This is a genomic window from Streptomyces sp. NPDC045967 (genome assembly GCF_056430495.1).
The window spans coordinates 25,882-41,953 of record NZ_JBWKLE010000022.1; the positions used below are offsets into that span (position 1 = coordinate 25,882).

Annotated in this window: 11 protein-coding genes; 6 read left to right on the forward strand and 5 right to left on the reverse strand. The window is 73.9% G+C overall.

The genetic code is table 11. The features are described 5' to 3' along the window. Nucleotides 1-61: 61 nt before the first annotated feature. Complete coding sequence (locus AC07FY_RS29135) at nucleotides 62-415, forward strand: EF-hand domain-containing protein (RefSeq protein WP_479012107.1); 354 nt, start codon at nucleotides 62-64, stop codon at nucleotides 413-415. A gap of 15 nt (nucleotides 416-430) precedes the next feature. Here the strand turns inward: AC07FY_RS29135 and AC07FY_RS29140 are convergent, their stop codons facing one another. From AC07FY_RS29140 to speB, 3 genes are all read right to left on the reverse strand, one after another. Then, nucleotides 431-4,234: an ABC transporter ATP-binding protein gene (locus tag AC07FY_RS29140; protein ID WP_479012110.1), complete on the reverse strand. Its 3,804-nt coding sequence runs from the start codon at nucleotides 4,232-4,234 to the stop codon at nucleotides 431-433. Between the two features lie 116 nt (nucleotides 4,235-4,350). Then, nucleotides 4,351-6,033 carry a thiamine pyrophosphate-binding protein gene (locus AC07FY_RS29145; protein ID WP_479012113.1) on the reverse strand — a complete coding sequence of 561 codons (1,683 nt, stop codon included), beginning with the start codon at nucleotides 6,031-6,033 and terminating at the stop codon, nucleotides 4,351-4,353. Between the two features lie 5 nt (nucleotides 6,034-6,038). Further along, a complete protein-coding gene (speB, locus tag AC07FY_RS29150) occupies nucleotides 6,039-7,001 on the reverse strand; it encodes an agmatinase (protein WP_361713502.1) in 963 nt (320 codons plus the stop codon). Between the two features lie 116 nt (nucleotides 7,002-7,117). On the opposite strand from speB, the gene AC07FY_RS29155 reads away from it, so the two are divergent. From AC07FY_RS29155 to AC07FY_RS29165, 3 genes are all read left to right on the forward strand, one after another. Beyond that, nucleotides 7,118-8,617 carry a PucR family transcriptional regulator gene (locus AC07FY_RS29155; protein WP_479012116.1) on the forward strand — a complete coding sequence of 500 codons (1,500 nt, stop codon included), beginning with the start codon at nucleotides 7,118-7,120 and terminating at the stop codon, nucleotides 8,615-8,617. 145 nt (nucleotides 8,618-8,762) lie between these two features. Beyond that, entirely contained in the window at nucleotides 8,763-9,920 is a 1,158-nt protein-coding gene (locus tag AC07FY_RS29160) for an acyl-CoA dehydrogenase family protein (protein ID WP_479012119.1), read from the forward strand. Nucleotides 9,921-9,948: 28 nt separating this feature from the next. After that, nucleotides 9,949-10,827 carry an acyl-CoA thioesterase gene (locus tag AC07FY_RS29165; RefSeq protein ID WP_479012122.1) on the forward strand — a complete coding sequence of 293 codons (879 nt, stop codon included), beginning with the start codon at nucleotides 9,949-9,951 and terminating at the stop codon, nucleotides 10,825-10,827. A gap of 30 nt (nucleotides 10,828-10,857) precedes the next feature. On the opposite strand, the gene AC07FY_RS29170 is transcribed toward AC07FY_RS29165, so the two are convergent. Further along, nucleotides 10,858-11,670, reverse strand: a complete 813-nt coding sequence (locus AC07FY_RS29170; protein WP_479012124.1) for a phosphatase — start codon at nucleotides 11,668-11,670, stop codon at nucleotides 10,858-10,860. Between the two features lie 56 nt (nucleotides 11,671-11,726). Further along, the gene (locus AC07FY_RS29175; RefSeq protein ID WP_479012127.1) at nucleotides 11,727-12,305 is read right to left on the reverse strand and encodes an SACE_7040 family transcriptional regulator; all 579 of its coding nucleotides are present in this window, start codon (nucleotides 12,303-12,305) and stop codon (nucleotides 11,727-11,729) included. A 99-nt stretch (nucleotides 12,306-12,404) separates the two neighbouring features. Here AC07FY_RS29175 and AC07FY_RS29180 point away from each other — a divergent pair, with 99 nt between their 5' ends. Both AC07FY_RS29180 and AC07FY_RS29185 read left to right on the forward strand, forming a co-directional pair. Further along, nucleotides 12,405-14,021, forward strand: coding sequence for a carboxyl transferase domain-containing protein (locus AC07FY_RS29180; protein WP_479012130.1), 1,617 nt, complete (start codon nucleotides 12,405-12,407; stop codon nucleotides 14,019-14,021). Nucleotides 14,022-14,037: 16 nt separating this feature from the next. Then, the gene (locus AC07FY_RS29185) at nucleotides 14,038-16,068 is read left to right on the forward strand and encodes an acetyl/propionyl/methylcrotonyl-CoA carboxylase subunit alpha (RefSeq protein ID WP_479012133.1); all 2,031 of its coding nucleotides are present in this window, start codon (nucleotides 14,038-14,040) and stop codon (nucleotides 16,066-16,068) included. Nucleotides 16,069-16,072: the final 4 nt, after the last annotated feature.

Below are 16,072 nucleotides of genomic sequence, written 5' to 3' on the forward strand. Positions count from 1 at the left end.
GGAGGCGATTACGCTGGGTTGCCCATCCCTCGTGTTGCGTAGCCGTGAAGGGCACAACCCCGTGACGAACGACCGGGACGGCAAGGTCACGCCCGAGGAGTACAAGGTGGGCATGACATGGCTGTACGCGCAGGGCGGTCCCGCCTACGACCGCTCGTTCCGGCCGATGGTGCGGGCGGTCCTCACGGTGGTCGACACCGACGGCGACGGGCGCATCAGCCCGGAGGAGTTCCACCTGGCCCAGGAGGCCTTCGGCACGGAACTGGGCCCCGGTGACGCCGAGGCGCTGTTCCGGCGGATCGACGCCGACGGGGACGGCACCCTCACCGTGGACGAACTCCTCGACGCCCCGCGGGAGTACTACACCGGCACTGATGAGGACGCCCCCGGCAACCTGTTCTTCGGCGAGCTCTGACCCGCCCGGCGGCGGTCAGGCCGCGGCCTTCTCGTCCTCCCCGACGAAGGTGCGCCACAGCCGCGCGTACCGGCCGCCGCGCGCCAGGAGTTCGGCGTGGGTGCCGTCCTCGACGACGCGGCCGCGGTCCATGACCACGACCCGGTCGGCGCGCGCGGCCGTGGTCAGCCGGTGCGCCACCACAAGCGTGGTGCGCTTGCCCGCGAGCCGGTCGGTGGCCTGGTTGACCTGCGCCTCGGTCGCGAGGTCCAGGGCGGCGGTGGCCTCGTCGAGCAGCAGCACGTCCGGGTCGACGAGCTCGGCCCGGGCCAGCGCGATCAGCTGGCGCTGCCCGGCGGACAGGTTGCGGCCCCGCTCGGCCACGGTGTGCAGGTAGCCGCCGTCGAGCGTGGCGATCATGTCGTGGGCGCCGACCGCGCGGGCGGCGGCCTCCACCTCGGCGTCCTCGGCGTCGGGCCGTCCGTAGGCGATGGCGTCGCGGACGGTGCCGGGGAAGAGGTAGGGCTCCTGGGGGACGACACCGAGCCGGTGGCGGTAGGCCGTCAGGTCCAGCTCCCGCAGATCGGCGCCGTCGGCGGTGATCCGGCCCGAGGTCGGGTCGTAGAACCGGGCCACCATCTTGACCAGCGTGGACTTGCCGGCTCCGGTCTCCCCGACGAACGCGACGGTCTGCCCGGCGGGGATGCTCAGGCTGATTCCGGCCAGCGCTTCGCCCTTCTCCCCCCGCTCCTCGGCGGTGCCGTAGGCGAAGTGGACGTCCTCGAAGGCGATCTCGCCGCGCAGCTCGGGCACCGCGAGCGGCCGCTCGGCGCGCGGGGTGGTGGTCGGCTCGCGCAGCAGCCCCTGGATGCGGCCGAGGGAGACGGTGGCCTGCTGGTAGCCGTCGAAGACCTGGGACAGCTGCTGGACGGGGGCGAAGAAGAGGTCGATGTAGAGCAGGTAGGCGACCAGGGCGCCGGTGGTGAGCGTGCCCGCCTCGACCCGGCCCGCGCCCACGATCAGCACGGCGGCCGCGGCCCCGGAGGACAGCAGCTGCACGAACGGGAAGTAGACGGAGATCAGCCACTGGCCGCGCACCCGGGCCTCGCGGTAGGAGTCGCTGTGCTCCGCGAAGCGGCGGGCGCCCGAGCCCTCGCGGCGGAAGGCCTGGACGATGCGCAGCCCCGCGACGGACTCCTGGAGGTCGGCGTTGACCAGGCTGACCCGGTCCCGGGCGAGCTCGTACGCGGCGACCGACCTGCGGCGGAACACGATCGTGCCGACCACCAGCACCGGCAGGGTGGCGAAGACGATCAGGGCGAGCTCGACGTCGAGGACGAGCAGCGCGGCGAGGATGCCGAAGAAGGTGAAGACGGAGACGACGGCGGTGACGAGCCCGGTCTGCAGGAAGCTGGACAGGGCGTCCACGTCGGTGGTCATCCTGGTCATGATCTTGCCGGTCAGCTCGCGCTCGTAGTAGTCGAGGCCGAGGCGCTGGAGCTGGGCGAAGATCTTCACGCGCAGCGCGTACAGCACGCGCTCACCGGTCCGGCCCGTCATCCGGGTCTCGGCGAACTGCGCCGCCCACTGCCCGGCCACGACGGCGAGCGCCAGGGCGGCGGCCGCCCACACGGCGCCCAGGGCGGCCTTCTCCACGCCCTGGTCGATGCCGTGCCGAATCATGATCGGCAGGAGCAGCCCGGAGCCCGCGTCGACGGCGACGAGAGCGAGGCTGAGCGCCAGCGGCGCCCAGAACCCGCGCAGCAGGCGGCGCAGGCCGTAGCTCTCCTCGGCGGCCGCGGCGCGGGTCTCGTCCACGTCGGGCCGGTCGTCGGCGGGCGGCAGGGCGGCGAGCTGGGCGAGCAGCTCGGGGGTGGCCGGCGGTCCGCCCGGCGGGAGCTGGGCGGACGTGCCGGGGGCGGAGGAGGAGCCGGCGCCGTCGGACTCCTCCTGCCGCCTCCAGAGCTCGGGGGTGATCCCGTCGGCGACCCGGCGCTTGGCGCTGACCGGCTCGGAGTCGATCTCCGCTTCGAGTTCGATGTCCCGCTCGATGTCCCGCTCGAACTCGGCCATCGGCAGGGCCTCGCGGGTCCGCGGCGAGCCCGCGCCGAGCGCGTCGGGGTCGGTCAGCAGCCTGCGGTAGAGGGCGGAGCGGTGCTCCAGCTCCTCGTGGGTGCCGAGGTCGGAGAGCCGGCCGTGGTCGAGTACGGCGATCCGGTCGGCCAGGGCGAGCGTGGAGCGGCGGTGGGCGATCAGCAGGGTGGTCCGGCCGGCCATGACCGAGCGCAGGGCCTCGTGGATCTCGTGCTCGACGCGGGCGTCCACGGCCGAGGTGGCGTCGTCGAGGAGGAGCAGCCGGGGGTCGGTGAGGATGGCCCGGGCGAGGGCGATGCGCTGGCGCTGGCCACCGGAGAGGGTGAGCCCCTGCTCGCCGACCTTGGTGTCGTAGCCGGCGGGCAGCGCGCGGACGAACCCGTCGGCCTGGGCGGCGCGGGCGGCGGCCTCGATCTGCTCGTCGGTGGCCCCGGGGTGCCCGAAGGCGATGTTGGCGCGGATGGTGTCGGAGAAGAGGAAGGAGTCCTCGGGCACCAGGCCGATGGCGGCGCGCAGGGAGGCGTAGGTCAGCTCGCGCACGTCGTGTCCGCCGACGCGGACGCTTCCGGCGTCGGCGTCGTAGAAGCGCGGCAGGAGCAGCGAGACGGTGGACTTGCCGCTGCCGGAGGCGCCGACGACGGCGATGGTCTCCCCCTCGGCGACGGAGAGCGAGAACCCGTCGAGGACGGGCCGCTCGGGGTCGTAGCCGAAGCGGACGTCCTCGAAGGCGATGGTGGCGGGCGCGTCGGCGGGCAGTTCCCGCGTGCCCTCCCGGATCACGGGCTCGGTGTCGATGAGCTCGAAGACGCGCTCCACGCCGGCCCGTGCCTGCTGCCCCACCGTCAGCACCATGGCCAGCATCCGGACGGGGCCGACGAGCTGGGCGAGGTAGGTGGAGAAGGCCACGAAGGTGCCGAGGGTGACCTGGCCGCGGGTGGCCATCCAGCCGCCGAGCGCCAGCATGGCGACCTGGGCGAGGGCGGGGACCGCCTGGAGGGCCGGCGTGTAGCGGGAGTTCAGCCGGATGGTCCGCATCCGCGCGGCGAACAGCCCCCGTCCGGCGGTGCGCAGCTTGGCGGTCTCCTGCTCCTCCTGGCCGAAGCCCTTGACCACGCGGACACCGGTCACGGCGCCGTCGACGACGCCCGCGACGGCGGCGGCCTGGCCCTGGGCGTACCAGGTGGCGGGGAAGAGCTTCTTGCGACTGCGCTTGGCGATGAACCACAGGGCGGGGGCCATCAGCAGCGCGACGAGCGTCAGCAGCGGGGACAGCGCCAGCATGATGCCGAGGGATATTCCGAAGAGCAGGAAGTTCCCGATGGTCATCGGGAGCATGAAGAGCAGACCCTGGATCAGCTGGAGGTCGCTCGTGGCCCGCCCGACGACCTGGCCGGTGGACAGCTCGTCCTGCCGCCGCCCGTCGAGGCGGGCGATGGAGTCGTACATGTCGGTGCGCAGGTCGTGCTGGACGTCGAGGGCGAGCCGCCCGCCGTAGTACCTGCGGACATAGGTCAGCGCGTAGACGAGGAGGGCGGCGGCTATGAGCATGCCCGCCCAGGGCCCCATGGGCTTGGACCGGTCCCCGATGACGTCGTCGATGATCACCTTGGTGACCAGCGGCACGAGCGCCATGACGGCCATGCCGCCGAGCGAGGAGCCGAGCGCGAGGAGCACGTTGGCCTTGTACCGCCAGGTGTAGGCGGTCAGCCTCTTGGCCCAGCCCTGTTTCCCGCCAGCCGCCGTCACGTGGTGCCTCCCCGCTCGTCCTGTCCCTGCCGCATGCGCCAACGCCCGGACCGGCGGAATTCATCCCGCCGCAATCATTCGAACGGGTTTGCGCGGTGCCGCGCCACCGGGGGCGCCTATACGTGCGTCGGGGCGAACATGCGCAGGTCGACCGGAAGCACCACCACCGAGGGGCCCGGCGCGGCGAGGGCCTTCGCGAGGTCCGTGCGGAGGTTCTCCGGGGAGGTCCGGCAGGCGGGGACGCCGAAGGATTCCGCCAGCGCGGCGAAGTCGGGGCGGGTGAGTTCGGTGGCGGTGGTGCGGCCGAAGGAGTCCTCCATGTACGAGCGCAGGATGCCGTAGCCGCCGTCGTCCACGATCAGCCAGGTGACGTCCAGGTCGTGCTGACGGGCCGTGGCCAGCTCCGCGAGCGAGTACATGGCGCCGCCGTCGCCGGAGACCGCGAGGACCGGCGTGCCCGGCTCGGCGACCGCCGCCCCGAGGGCCGCGGGGAAGGCGTATCCGAGGCCGCCCGCGCCCTGCGCCGAGTGCATGGTGTTGGGGTGGCCGGGGTCGAAGGCCGACCACGCCCAGTACGAGAGGACGGTCATGTCCCAGAAGGACGGGGAGCGCGGCGGCAGGGCGGCCCGGATCGAGGCCAGGAGCTCCTGCTCCAGGGCGACGTCCTGGGTGGACAGGCGGTCCGCGATGGCCGAGAGGACCATCCGCACGCGGTCGGGGGCGTACGGGTCCGGGCGCTCGTCCACGGTCTCCAGCAGGGCCTGGAGGGCCAGGCGGGCGTCCGCGTGGATGCCGAGGGCCGGGTGGTTGGACTCCAGCTTCCCGAGGTCCGCCTCGATCTGGACGATCCGGCCGGCGGGGAGGAACGTGTGGTAGTTCGAGGACAGTTCGCCCAGTCCCGAGCCGACGACGAGGAGGACGTCCGCGTCCTCCAGGAAGTCGGTCATGTGGCGGTCCTCCAGCCAGGACTGGAGGGACAGCGGATGGGTCCAGGGGAAGGCGCCCTTGCCGCCGAAGGTGGTGACCACGGGGGCGTTCAGGCGTTCCGCCAGCTGCCGGAGCTTGCCGGCCGCGTCGGAGCGGACGACCCCGCCGCCCGCGACGATCACCGGGCGGGCGGCCCCGGACAGCCAGTGCGCGGCGAGGGCGGTCAGCTCCGGGCGCGGGGCGAGCTCGTGCGGGGTCGCGTCCATGGCGGTGACCTGCGGGAGCAGCGTCTCGGCGGTCAGCACGTCCGCCGGGATCTCCACCCAGACCGGGCCGTGCGGTGCGGTCAGCGCCGATTCCCATGCCTCCGCGACCGCGGAGGGGATCTGGGAGGCGGTGCGGGCGACGTGGACGGACTTGACCACGTCCCGGAAGGACGCCGACTGGTCGCGCAGCTCGTGCAGGTACCCCCGGCGCCCGCCGCCCAGGCCCGCCGCCGGCACCTGGGAGGACAGGGCGAGCACGGGCGCGGAGGCGGCGGCCGCCTCGGCGAGGGCGGGCAGCGCCATCAGCGCACCGGGCCCCGTCGACAACATCAGCGGCACGGCCTCGCCGGTGAGGCGTCCGTACGCGTCCGCCGCGAAGCCGGCGTTGTTCTCCGTGCGGAGCGTGACCAGGCGCAGGTCCGAGCGGCCGACCGCGTCGAAGACGGCCAGCGCGTGCTGGCCGGGCAGCCCGAAGACGGTGGTCGCGCCCAGCGAACGCAGCGTCTCCACGACCAGGTCCCCGCCCGTGCGGCCCGGCGGCGGAGCCAGCGCGGCGGCCGTCTGGGCCTCGGTGGGACGGAGAACCAGGTCGTGGTCGTGCGTCACGTGACTTACTTGCCCTTCGACTGCGCGATCTGTCGGCTCATGATCGTGGTGAGCTCGTACGCGGTGTGCGAGGCCGCGACCGAGGTGATCTCCGCGTGATCGTACGCCGGGGCCACCTCGACCACGTCGGCGGAAACGAGGTTGCAGGAGGACAGACCGCGGATGATCTCCAGCAGCTCGCGGGAGGTCATGCCGCCCGCCTCCGGGGTGCCGGTGCCGGGCGCGTGGGCCGGGTCCAGCACGTCGATGTCGATGGAGATGTAGAGGGGCCGGTCGCCGATGCGCTGGCGCAGCTGGTCGGCGACCTCGTCGGCGCCGCGGCGGTAGACGTCGGCCGAGGTGACGATGCCGAAGCCCATCTTGGCGTCGTCGTCCAGGTCCTGCTTGCCGTACAGCGGGCCGCGGGTGCCGACGTGCGAGAGCGCCTCGGTGTCGAGGATGCCCTCCTCGACGGCGCGGCGGAACGGGGTGCCGTGGGTGTACTCGGCGCCGAAGTAGGTGTCCCAGGTGTCCAGGTGCGCGTCGAAGTGCAGCAGCGCCACCGGGCCGTGCTTCTTGGCGACCGAACGCAGCAGCGGCAGGGCGATGGTGTGGTCGCCGCCGAGGGTCATCAGGCGGGAGCCGGCGCCGAGCAGCTCGTCGGCCGCGGCCTCGACCGTCTCGACGGCCTCGTTGATGTTGAAGGGGTTCACGGCGATGTCGCCGGCGTCCGCGACCTGCGCGAGGGCGAAGGGGGAGGCGTCCTGGGCGGGGTTGTACGGGCGCAGCAGGCGCGAGGCCTCGCGGATCGCGTTGCCGCCGAAGCGGGCGCCGGGACGGTAGGACACACCGGAGTCGAAGGGCACGCCGACGACGGCGACGTCGGCGGAGCCGACCTCGTCGAGGCGGGGCAGCCGGGCGAAGGTCGCGGGACCCGCGTAGCGCGGGATGCGGGAGGAGTCGACGGGGCCGCGCGGCTGCGTGCTCATGGCTGTGCCTCTTTCTCTGGCCTGACGGGTGCGGTCCTTCGAGCGTAAGCCGGTGCCCGGGGGCCGCGAAGTGTACGTTTCATCCATCAGCACCCCCCGATGTGTACGGAGTATCCATGGAGGCGCCTCCCACCCCGCCGGTCGCCCTCGCACGCCTGCTCGCCGACGGCGAGCTGGGCCTGCGCCGGCTGGCGGGGCCCGCCGAGGCCGAGGTGCACGGGGTGCACGCCTCGGAGATGGCGGACCCGTCCCCCTACCTGCTGGGCGGGGAGCTGCTGCTGACGGCGGGCGCGGGCCTGGCGGGGGCGGAGGCGGAGGCGGGCGCCGGTGGCGGCCCTCCGGGCGGCGGGGCGGACGCCGGGCCGTACGTCGAGCGGCTGGTGCGGGCCGGGGCGGCCGCCGTCGGCTTCGGCGTCACCCCGGTGCACGAGACGGTGCCGCGCGCCCTGGTCGAGGCCTGCGCCCGGCACGGGCTGCCGCTGGTCGAGGTGCCGCCCGCGACGCCGTTCACCGCCGTGGGCCGGGCGGTGTGGCGGCTGATGGAGGAGGCCCGTACGCGGGAGCTGCGCCGCGTCACGGAGGCGCAGCAGTCCCTCGCGGCGGCGGCCGCCCGCCCCGACCCGGTCCCCGCGGTCCTCGCCCGCCTGGCGGCGGGCCTGGGCGGCTGGGCGGGCCTTCTCGCACCGGACCCGGCGCCCGCACCGCGGTCCGAGTCCGGGTGGAGCGTGGTGCGGAGTGCGGGGGGCGCGCCCGGGGCGGAGGTGCGGGCCGCCGTGGGGGCGCTCGGACTCCGGGTGGCTCCCGGTGCCGCGGCGACCGCCACCGACACCCTGGCCGGGACGCACCTGGCGGCCTACGCGGTGGGCGGCGGCCGGGTGCTGGCCCTCGCCACCCCGGGCCGGGCGCCGGGCGACCACACCATCGCCTCCGTCGCCGCCGTCCTGCTGACCCTGCTCACGGCGAACCGCCCGGCCCGGGACGAGGCCTCCGCCCTGACCCGGCTCCTGCTCGGCGGCGACCCCGCCCGCGCGCTGGCACCCGGACCCTGGCACGTGGTCCACGCCCGTGGAACCGGCGACCCGCAGGCCCTGGGGGACGCGCTCGGCACGGTACTGCTCGATCCGTACGAGGGCGGCGTGCGGTTGCTGACCGACCGGGAGCCGACGCCGCAGCCGGGGTGGCGGCTGGGGGTCAGCGCCCCGGCCGCGCCCGGCGCCCTGGCCGCCGCCGACGCGCAGGCCGCGCGCGCCCTGGACCGCGCGGAGGCGGCCCGCACCCCGCTGGCCCGGCACTCCGACCCCGGTTTCGCGGGCCTGGTCGGCGAGGCGGAGGCCCGCGCCCACGCCGAGGCCCTGCTCGCACCGCTGCCGCCCGCCCTGCGCGACACCCTGCGCGGTTGGCTGGCCCACCACGGCGGCTGGGACCGCACGGCCGCGGACCTGGGTGTGCACCGCAACACCGTGCGCCAGCGCGTGGCCCGCTGCGCGGAGCTGCTGGAGCGGGACCTGGACGATCCGGACGTCCGGATGGAGCTGTGGTTCGCCCTGCGCTGGGCCGGAGGCCGGGGGACGGGCAGCGGTCCGGCTCCCGTCCGGTCCCCGCAGCCGGGCGACTGACGCGGGCCCGCCCCGCCTTCCCGTGCGGACGGTTCGCACTGAGGGTCGATCCCGCTCTGGACACGGACGACGACCCGCCGGTAACTTAATCTGAGCAAGCGCTTAGGTATAAGCGGCGTCGCGCCGCCACCGAGAGGAGTCGGCCGTGCGCCGTACCGTATTCAACGAGGACCACGAGGCGTTCCGCGAGACCATCCGCGCCTTCATCGAGGCCGAGGTCGTCCCGGTCTACGACGAGTGGTTCGCCGCGGGTCAGGCGCCGCGCGACTTCTACTACAAGCTCGGCGAGCTGGGTGTCTTCGGCATCAACGTGCCCGAGGAGTTCGGCGGCGCCGGCCTGGACACCCACAAGTTCGAGGCCGTGCTCTACGAGGAGACCTCGCGCGCGGGCGTGAACTTCGGCGGCTCCGGCGTGCACGTGCTGCTCGCCCTGCCCTACATCAAGATGCTCGCCAACGACGAGCAGAAGAAGCGCTACCTCGAGAAGTTCGTCACCGGCGAGGAGATGTGGGCGCTCGCCATGACCGAGCCGGGCACCGGCTCCGACGTCGCGGGCATGAAGACCACCGCGAAGCTCTCCGAGGACGGCACCCACTACGTCCTCAACGGTGCCAAGACCTTCATCACCGGCGGCGTGCACGCCGACCGCGTCATCGTCTGCGCCCGCACCTCCGCTCCGAGCGAGCAGGACCGCCGCTTCGGCATCTCGCTCTTCGCCGTGGACACCAAGTCGGAGGGCTACTCCGTCGGCCGCAAGCTGGACAAGCTGGGCCTGCGCACCTCCGACACCGCCGAGCTGGCGTTCGTCGACGTCAAGGTCCCGGTCGAGGACCTGCTCGGCGAGGAGAACAAGGGCTTCTACTACCTCGGCGCCAACCTGCCCTCCGAGCGCTGGGGCATCGCCTTCGGCGCCTACGCGCAGGCCAAGGCCGCCGTCCGGTTCGCCCAGCAGTACGTGACGGAGCGCACCGTCTTCGGCAAGCCCGTCGCGCACTTCCAGAACACCAAGTTCGAACTGGCCTCCTGCCAGGCCGAGGTGGACGCCGCCGAGGCCGTCGCCGACCGCGCGCTGGAGGCCCTGGACGCCGGCGAGCTGACGGCCGCCGAGGCCGCCTCCGCGAAGCTGTTCTGCACCGAGGTCGCCCACCGCGTCATCGACAAGTGCCTCCAGCTGCACGGCGGCTACGGCTACATGAACGAGTACCCGATCGCCCGCCTGTACGCCGACAACCGCGTGAACCGCATCTACGGCGGCACCAGCGAGGTCATGAAGTCCATCATCGCCAAGTCCATGGGCCTGTAAGGCGGTCGGGGCACCTACCCTTCCCCCCATGAACGAGGCTCTGACGACGCTCCTCGATCTGCTCGACCTCGAGCAGATCGAGGAGGACATCTTCCGCGGCACCAGCCGTTCGGCGGTGGTACCGCGCGTCTTCGGCGGTCAGGTCGCGGCCCAGGCACTGGTCGCGGCCGGCCGCACCGTGCCCGGGGACCGCACGGCGCACTCGCTGCACTCGTACTTCCTGCGTGCCGGGGACCCGGGCGCGCCCATCGTCTACTCGGTGGACCGGATCCGCGACGGCCGCTCCTTCACCACGCGCCGGGTGGTCGCCGTCCAGCACGGCAAGCCGATCTTCCACCTGTCCGCGTCCTTCCAGACCTACGAGGACGGCCTGGACCACCAGGCCCGGATGCCCGCCGCGCCGGATCCGGAGACCCTGCCGACCGCCGCCGAGTCGCTGCCCGCGTACCGGGAGACCTTCCGCGACCCCGACACGGTGGAGCGGCTGATCGAGGCCCGCGGCGCGGTCGACCTCCGGTACGCGACGACTCCGCCGTGGGGCAGCGTCGGCGAACCGCGGGAGCCGCACTCGCAGGTGTGGTTCCGCACGGCCGGCAAGCTGGACGGCGACGACCCGCTGCTGCACACCTGCCTGGCGACCTACGTCTCCGACATGACCCTGCTGGACTCGGTGCTGCTCGCGCACGGGCGCGGCGGCTGGGCGGTCGGCGACGTGGTCGGCGCCTCCCTGGACCACGCGATGTGGTTCCACCGGCCCTTCCGGGCGGACGAGTGGCTGCTGTACGACCAGGAGTCGCCGTCGGCGGCCGCCGGGCGCGGCCTGGGCCAGGCCCGCATCTGGACCCAGGACGGGCGCCTGGCCGTCACCGTCATCCAGGAGGGCGTGGTCCGCGTACCGCGCACCTGACGCCCGCGGCCGCCGCGCGGGCCGGTACGCCTACTCCTCCAGGAGCCCGGCCGTGGACAGCAGGTAGGCCACCAGCGGGTCGTAGAAGCGCGGGTCGCGGACGTGGTCGTCGAGCGGGACCGCCACCTCGAGGGTGCCCTCGGCCTCGCCGAGGAAGAGCGCCGGGTCGTTGCAGTCCGCGTACCCGACGGCGTCCAGCCCCCGCTGCGCCGCACAGCCCGCCCAGCCGTGGTCGGCGACGACCAGGTCCGGCTGCGGCCGGCCGGCCGCGGCGAGCCCGTCCAGGATCGCGGCCATCGGCTCCGGCGAGTGGGTGTGCCACAGAGTCGCGCCCCGCTCCAGCACCGCGACGTCCGCGAACTGCCACACCGAGCCCTCGTCGGCGGTGAGCCCGGCCGGGATCACCACGATCTCGCAGCCCGCCGCCCGCAGGGCGGCCGCCGTGGCCCGGTGGACGTCCAGCAGCCCGCCGGGGTGCCCGGTGGCGAGCAGGACGCTCTGCCGGTCCAGCGCGGCCTTGCGCAGCCGGGCCGCGAGCCGGTCCAGGCCGGCCACCGTCAGCTCCGGGTCGATGGTGTCCTGGCCGAAGCGGTGCGCGGGGTCGTCCACGACGCCGCAGCGCTCCGCCATCACGGCGAGCACGTCCTGCTCGTCGGTCCAGCGGTCGCCCAGCTCCAGTCCGAGCCAGTAGTGCCGGTCTCCGTTGGCGAGCTTGCGGTAGTGGGAGAGGTTGTTCTCGCGCGGGGTGGCGACCTGTCCCGCGATGCGCGTGCGGACCAGGTGGTCGACGAGCTCGGCGCGGCTGGGGACGGGCGTCTCTATCGGCTTCGGCATGCGCCCCATTCTGCCGCCGCCGCGGCGCAGGCGGCGCGCCCATCCCGACGGCTGGACGCGCCGGTTCACACCGTCAGCGCCCCGAACGCCCCGTGCGCGAGCCGCCGCAGGAGGGATTCGGTCGCCTCGCGCCCCAGGGCGGCCAGGTGCGGGGTGGAGTTCAGCAGGCCGAAGACGGCGTGCACGCAGACGCGCACCTCCGCCTCGCCGACCTCGGGGTGCAGTTCCCGTACGACCTCCACCCACAGCTCCACGTACTGGCGCTGCAGCTGGCGCACGAGCTTGCGGTCGGCGTCGCGCAGCCGGTCGAGCTCCCGGTCGTGCACCGTGATCAGCGCGCGGTCGTCGAGCGCGAAGTCGATGTGCCCGTCGATGAGGGAGGACAGGACCAGCGCGGGGTCGCCCGCCGCCTCCTCCACCCGGCGCCGGCCGCCGGTCAGCAGCCGTTCGCTGATGCCGACCAGCAGCTCGGCCAGCATGGCGTCCTTGCCCGCGAAATGCCGGTAGAGGCCGGGGCCGCTGATGCCGACCGCGGCCCCTATCTCGTCGACTCCGACGCCGTGGAACCCGCGCGCCGCGAAGAGGCGGGCGGCCTCGCTGAGGATCTGCTCGCGACGGGTCGGGGCGGGCGCACTGGTGCTCATGGGACACCATTCTAGACAGGGCCGTTAGCGGTCGTTAACCTAGGCGGTACATGCGTTAACGCTCATTAACAGCGTGCACCGAGCAAGGGAGCTCGACCGATGCAGCAGGCACCAGTGCTGACGAGCGCCGCGGACCCGGCGTCCGAGGCCTGGCGGACCAACGAGGCCGCCCACCGCGAGCTGACCGAGGGCCTGCGCGCCCGGCTCGACGCGGCCCGGCTCGGCGGCGGCGAGAAGGCGCGCGCCCGCCACACCGCCCGCGGGAAGCTCCTCCCCCGCGACCGGGTGGACACCCTCCTGGACCCGGGGTCCCCCTTCCTGGAGCTGGCTCCGCTGGCCGCCGAGGGGATGTACGGGGGCGCCGCGCCCGCCGCCGGCGTGATCGCCGGGATCGGGCGGGTCAGCGGCCGCGAGTGCGTGATCGTCGCGAACGACGCCACCGTCAAGGGCGGCACGTACTACCCGATGACCGTCAAGAAGCACCTGCGCGCCCAGGAGGTGGCGCTGGAGAACCGTCTCCCCTGCCTCTACCTGGTCGACTCGGGCGGCGCCTTCCTGCCCATGCAGGACGAGGTCTTCCCCGACCGGGAGCACTTCGGCCGCATCTTCTACAACCAGGCGCGCATGTCGGGGGCCGGCATCCCGCAGATCGCCGCGGTCCTGGGCTCGTGCACGGCGGGCGGCGCCTACGTACCGGCGATGAGCGACGAGGCCGTCATCGTCCGCGGCCAGGGCACGATCTTCCTCGGCGGCCCGCCGCTGGTGAAGGCCGCCACCGGCGAGGTGGTCACGGCGGAGGAGCTGGGCGGCGGCGAGGTCCACTCCCGGACCTCCGGGGTCACCGACCACCTCGCCGAGGACGACGCGCACGCGCTGCGGATCGTACGGAACATCGTGGCGACCCTGCCCGGCCGCGGGGCCCTGCCCTGGTCGGTGGAGGCCCCCGAGGAGCCCAAGGTGGACCCGTACGGGCTGTACGGCGCGGTCCCGGTCGACTCCCGCACCCCGTACGACGCCCGCGAGATCATCGCGCGGGTCGTGGACGGCTCCCGCTTCCAGGAGTTCAAGGCGGAGTTCGGGCAGACCCTGGTCACCGGCTTCGCCCGGATCCACGGCCACCCGGTGGGGATCGTCGCCAACAACGGCATCCTGTTCTCCGAATCCGCCCAGAAGGGCGCCCACTTCATCGAGCTGTGCGATCAGCGCGGCATCCCGCTGCTGTTCCTCCAGAACATCTCCGGGTTCATGGTCGGCCGCGACTACGAGGCGGGCGGCATCGCCAAGCACGGCGCCAAGATGGTCACCGCGGTGGCCTGCACCCGGGTGCCGAAGCTGACGGTGGTGGTCGGCGGTTCGTACGGGGCCGGCAACTACTCGATGTGCGGCCGGGCGTACTCGCCGCGCTTCCTGTGGATGTGGCCCAACGCCAAGATCTCCGTGATGGGCGGTGAGCAGGCCGCCTCGGTGCTGGCCACGGTCAAGCGGGACCAGATCGAGGGCGCGGGCCAGGAGTGGCCGGCCGAGGACGAGGAGGCGTTCAAGGCCCCGGTCCGGGCGCAGTACGAGGAGCAGGGCAGCGCCTACTACGCCACCGCCCGGCTGTGGGACGACGGGGTCATCGACCCGCTGGAGACCCGGCGGGTGCTGGGACTGGCCCTGACCGCGTGCGCGAACGCCCCGCTGGGCGATCGCGGCTTCGGCATCTTCCGTATGTGACGTGAGGACCTCACTGATGTTCAGCACTGTTCTGGTCGCCAACCGCGGCGAGATCGCGGTACGCGTCATCCGCACCCTGCGCGAGCTGGGCGTGCGGTCGGTGGCCGTCTTCAGCGACGCGGACGCCGACGCCCGCCACGTCCGGGAGGCCGACACGGCCGTCCGGATCGGCCCGGCGGCCGCCGCCGAGAGCTACCTGTCGGTGGAGCGGCTGCTGGACGCCGCCCGGCGCACGGGCGCCCAGGCGGTCCACCCGGGATACGGCTTCCTCGCCGAGAACGCGGCCTTCGCCCAGGCATGCGCGGACGCCGGGTTGGCCTTCATCGGACCGCCCGCCTCCGCCATCTCCCTCATGGGCGACAAGATCCGCGCCAAGGAGACGGTGAAGGCGGCGGGCGTGCCCGTGGTCCCCGGCTCCTCCGGCAGCGGCCTGTCCGACGCCGAACTGGCCGCCGCGGCCGCGGAGATCGGCATGCCGGTACTGCTCAAGCCCTCGGCGGGCGGCGGCGGCAAGGGCATGCGGCTGGTGCGCGACGAGGCGGTCCTGGCCGAGGAGATCGCGGCGGCCCGCCGTGAGGCCCGCTCGTCCTTCGGCGACGACACCCTGCTGGTCGAGCGGTGGGTGGACCGGCCCCGCCACATCGAGATCCAGGTGCTGGCCGACTCCCACGGGAACGTGGTCCACCTGGGCGAGCGCGAGTGCTCGCTCCAGCGGCGCCACCAGAAGGTCATCGAGGAGGCCCCCTCGGTCCTGCTCGACGACAAGACCCGGGCGGCGATGGGGGCGGCGGCCGTGGACGCGGCCCGCTCGTGCGGGTACGTGGGCGCGGGCACGGTGGAGTTCATCGTCCCCGGCGGGGACCCGTCCTCCTACTACTTCATGGAGATGAACACCCGCCTCCAGGTCGAGCACCCGGTGACGGAGCTGGTCACCGGCCTGGACCTGGTGGAGCAGCAGCTGCGGGTGGCCTGCGGCGGCACCCTGTCCCTCAGCCAGGACGACGTCCGGCTGACGGGACACGCGATCGAGGCCCGGGTGTGCGCCGAGGACCCGGCGCGGGGTTTCCTGCCGTCGGGCGGCACCGTCCTCGCGCTGTCGGAGCCCTCGGGCGGGCCGGTGCGCACGGACTCGGGCCTGACGGCGGGCGTGCCGGTGGGCTCCACGTACGACCCGATGCTGTCGAAGGTGATCGCCTACGGGCCGGACCGCGCCAGTGCCCTGCGGGTGCTGCGCGGGGCGCTGGCGGACACGGTGATCCTGGGCGTGCAGACCAACGCCGGCTTCCTGCGCAGGCTGCTCGCCCACCCTGACGTGGTCTCGGGCGACCTGGACACGGGATTGGTGGAGCGGGACCTGCCCGGCCTCCTCCCCGAGGGGGTCCCGCCGGAGGTGTACGCGGCGGCCGCGCTGCTGGCGCAGGGGTCCGCCGTGCCGGCCGGTCCGGGGGCCTGGGCCGACCCGTTCGACGCCGCCGACGGCTGGCGCCTGGGCGGCGTCCCCGCCTGGACGGCGCACCACTTCCGCCTCCCGGGCCAGGAGCCGGTACGCATCGACACCCGGCCGGTCGGGCCGGATTCCGCCTCGCCGGCGATCGAGGTGCGGGGGCCGGGACAGAGCCCCGGCGCGCCGTCGCGGGCCCGGATCGTGACCCGCACCCCCGACCGGGTCACCGTGGAACTCGACGGCGTGACGCACGCGTTCAGCCACGCCGCCTCCCCCGAGGGGACCTGGCTCGGCCGGGACGGCGACTCCTGGCACGTCCAGGCCCACGACCCGGTGGCGGCGCACCTCGGCGGCGCCGGCCGGTCGGGGGCCAACACCCTCGCCGCCCCCATGCCCGGCACCGTCACCGTCGTCAAGGTGGCCGTCGGGGACGTGGTCACGGCCGGCCAGAGCCTGCTGGTCGTCGAGGCGATGAAGATGGAGCACGTCATCTCCGCCCCGCACTCCGGCACGGTCACCGAGCTGGACGTCTCGCCCGGCACCACCGTCGCCATGGACCAGGTCCTGGCCGTCGTCACCCCGGACGAGGAGGAGGGCGCGTGAACGG

Excerpts from the sequence above, each read along its gene's own strand:
- AC07FY_RS29185 (WP_479012133.1), top strand. The coding sequence starts at position 14,038 with ATGTTCAGCACTGTTCTGGTCGCCAACCGCGGCGAGATCGCGGTACGC.
- AC07FY_RS29170 (WP_479012124.1), bottom strand. The coding sequence starts at position 11,670 with ATGGGGCGCATGCCGAAGCCGATAGAGACGCCCGTCCCCAGCCGCGCC.
- AC07FY_RS29180 (WP_479012130.1), top strand. The coding sequence starts at position 12,405 with ATGCAGCAGGCACCAGTGCTGACGAGCGCCGCGGACCCGGCGTCCGAG.
- AC07FY_RS29155 (WP_479012116.1), top strand. The coding sequence starts at position 7,118 with ATGGAGGCGCCTCCCACCCCGCCGGTCGCCCTCGCACGCCTGCTCGCC.
- speB (WP_361713502.1), bottom strand. The coding sequence starts at position 7,001 with ATGAGCACGCAGCCGCGCGGCCCCGTCGACTCCTCCCGCATCCCGCGC.
- AC07FY_RS29175 (WP_479012127.1), bottom strand. The coding sequence starts at position 12,305 with ATGAGCACCAGTGCGCCCGCCCCGACCCGTCGCGAGCAGATCCTCAGC.
- AC07FY_RS29165 (WP_479012122.1), top strand. The coding sequence starts at position 9,949 with ATGAACGAGGCTCTGACGACGCTCCTCGATCTGCTCGACCTCGAGCAG.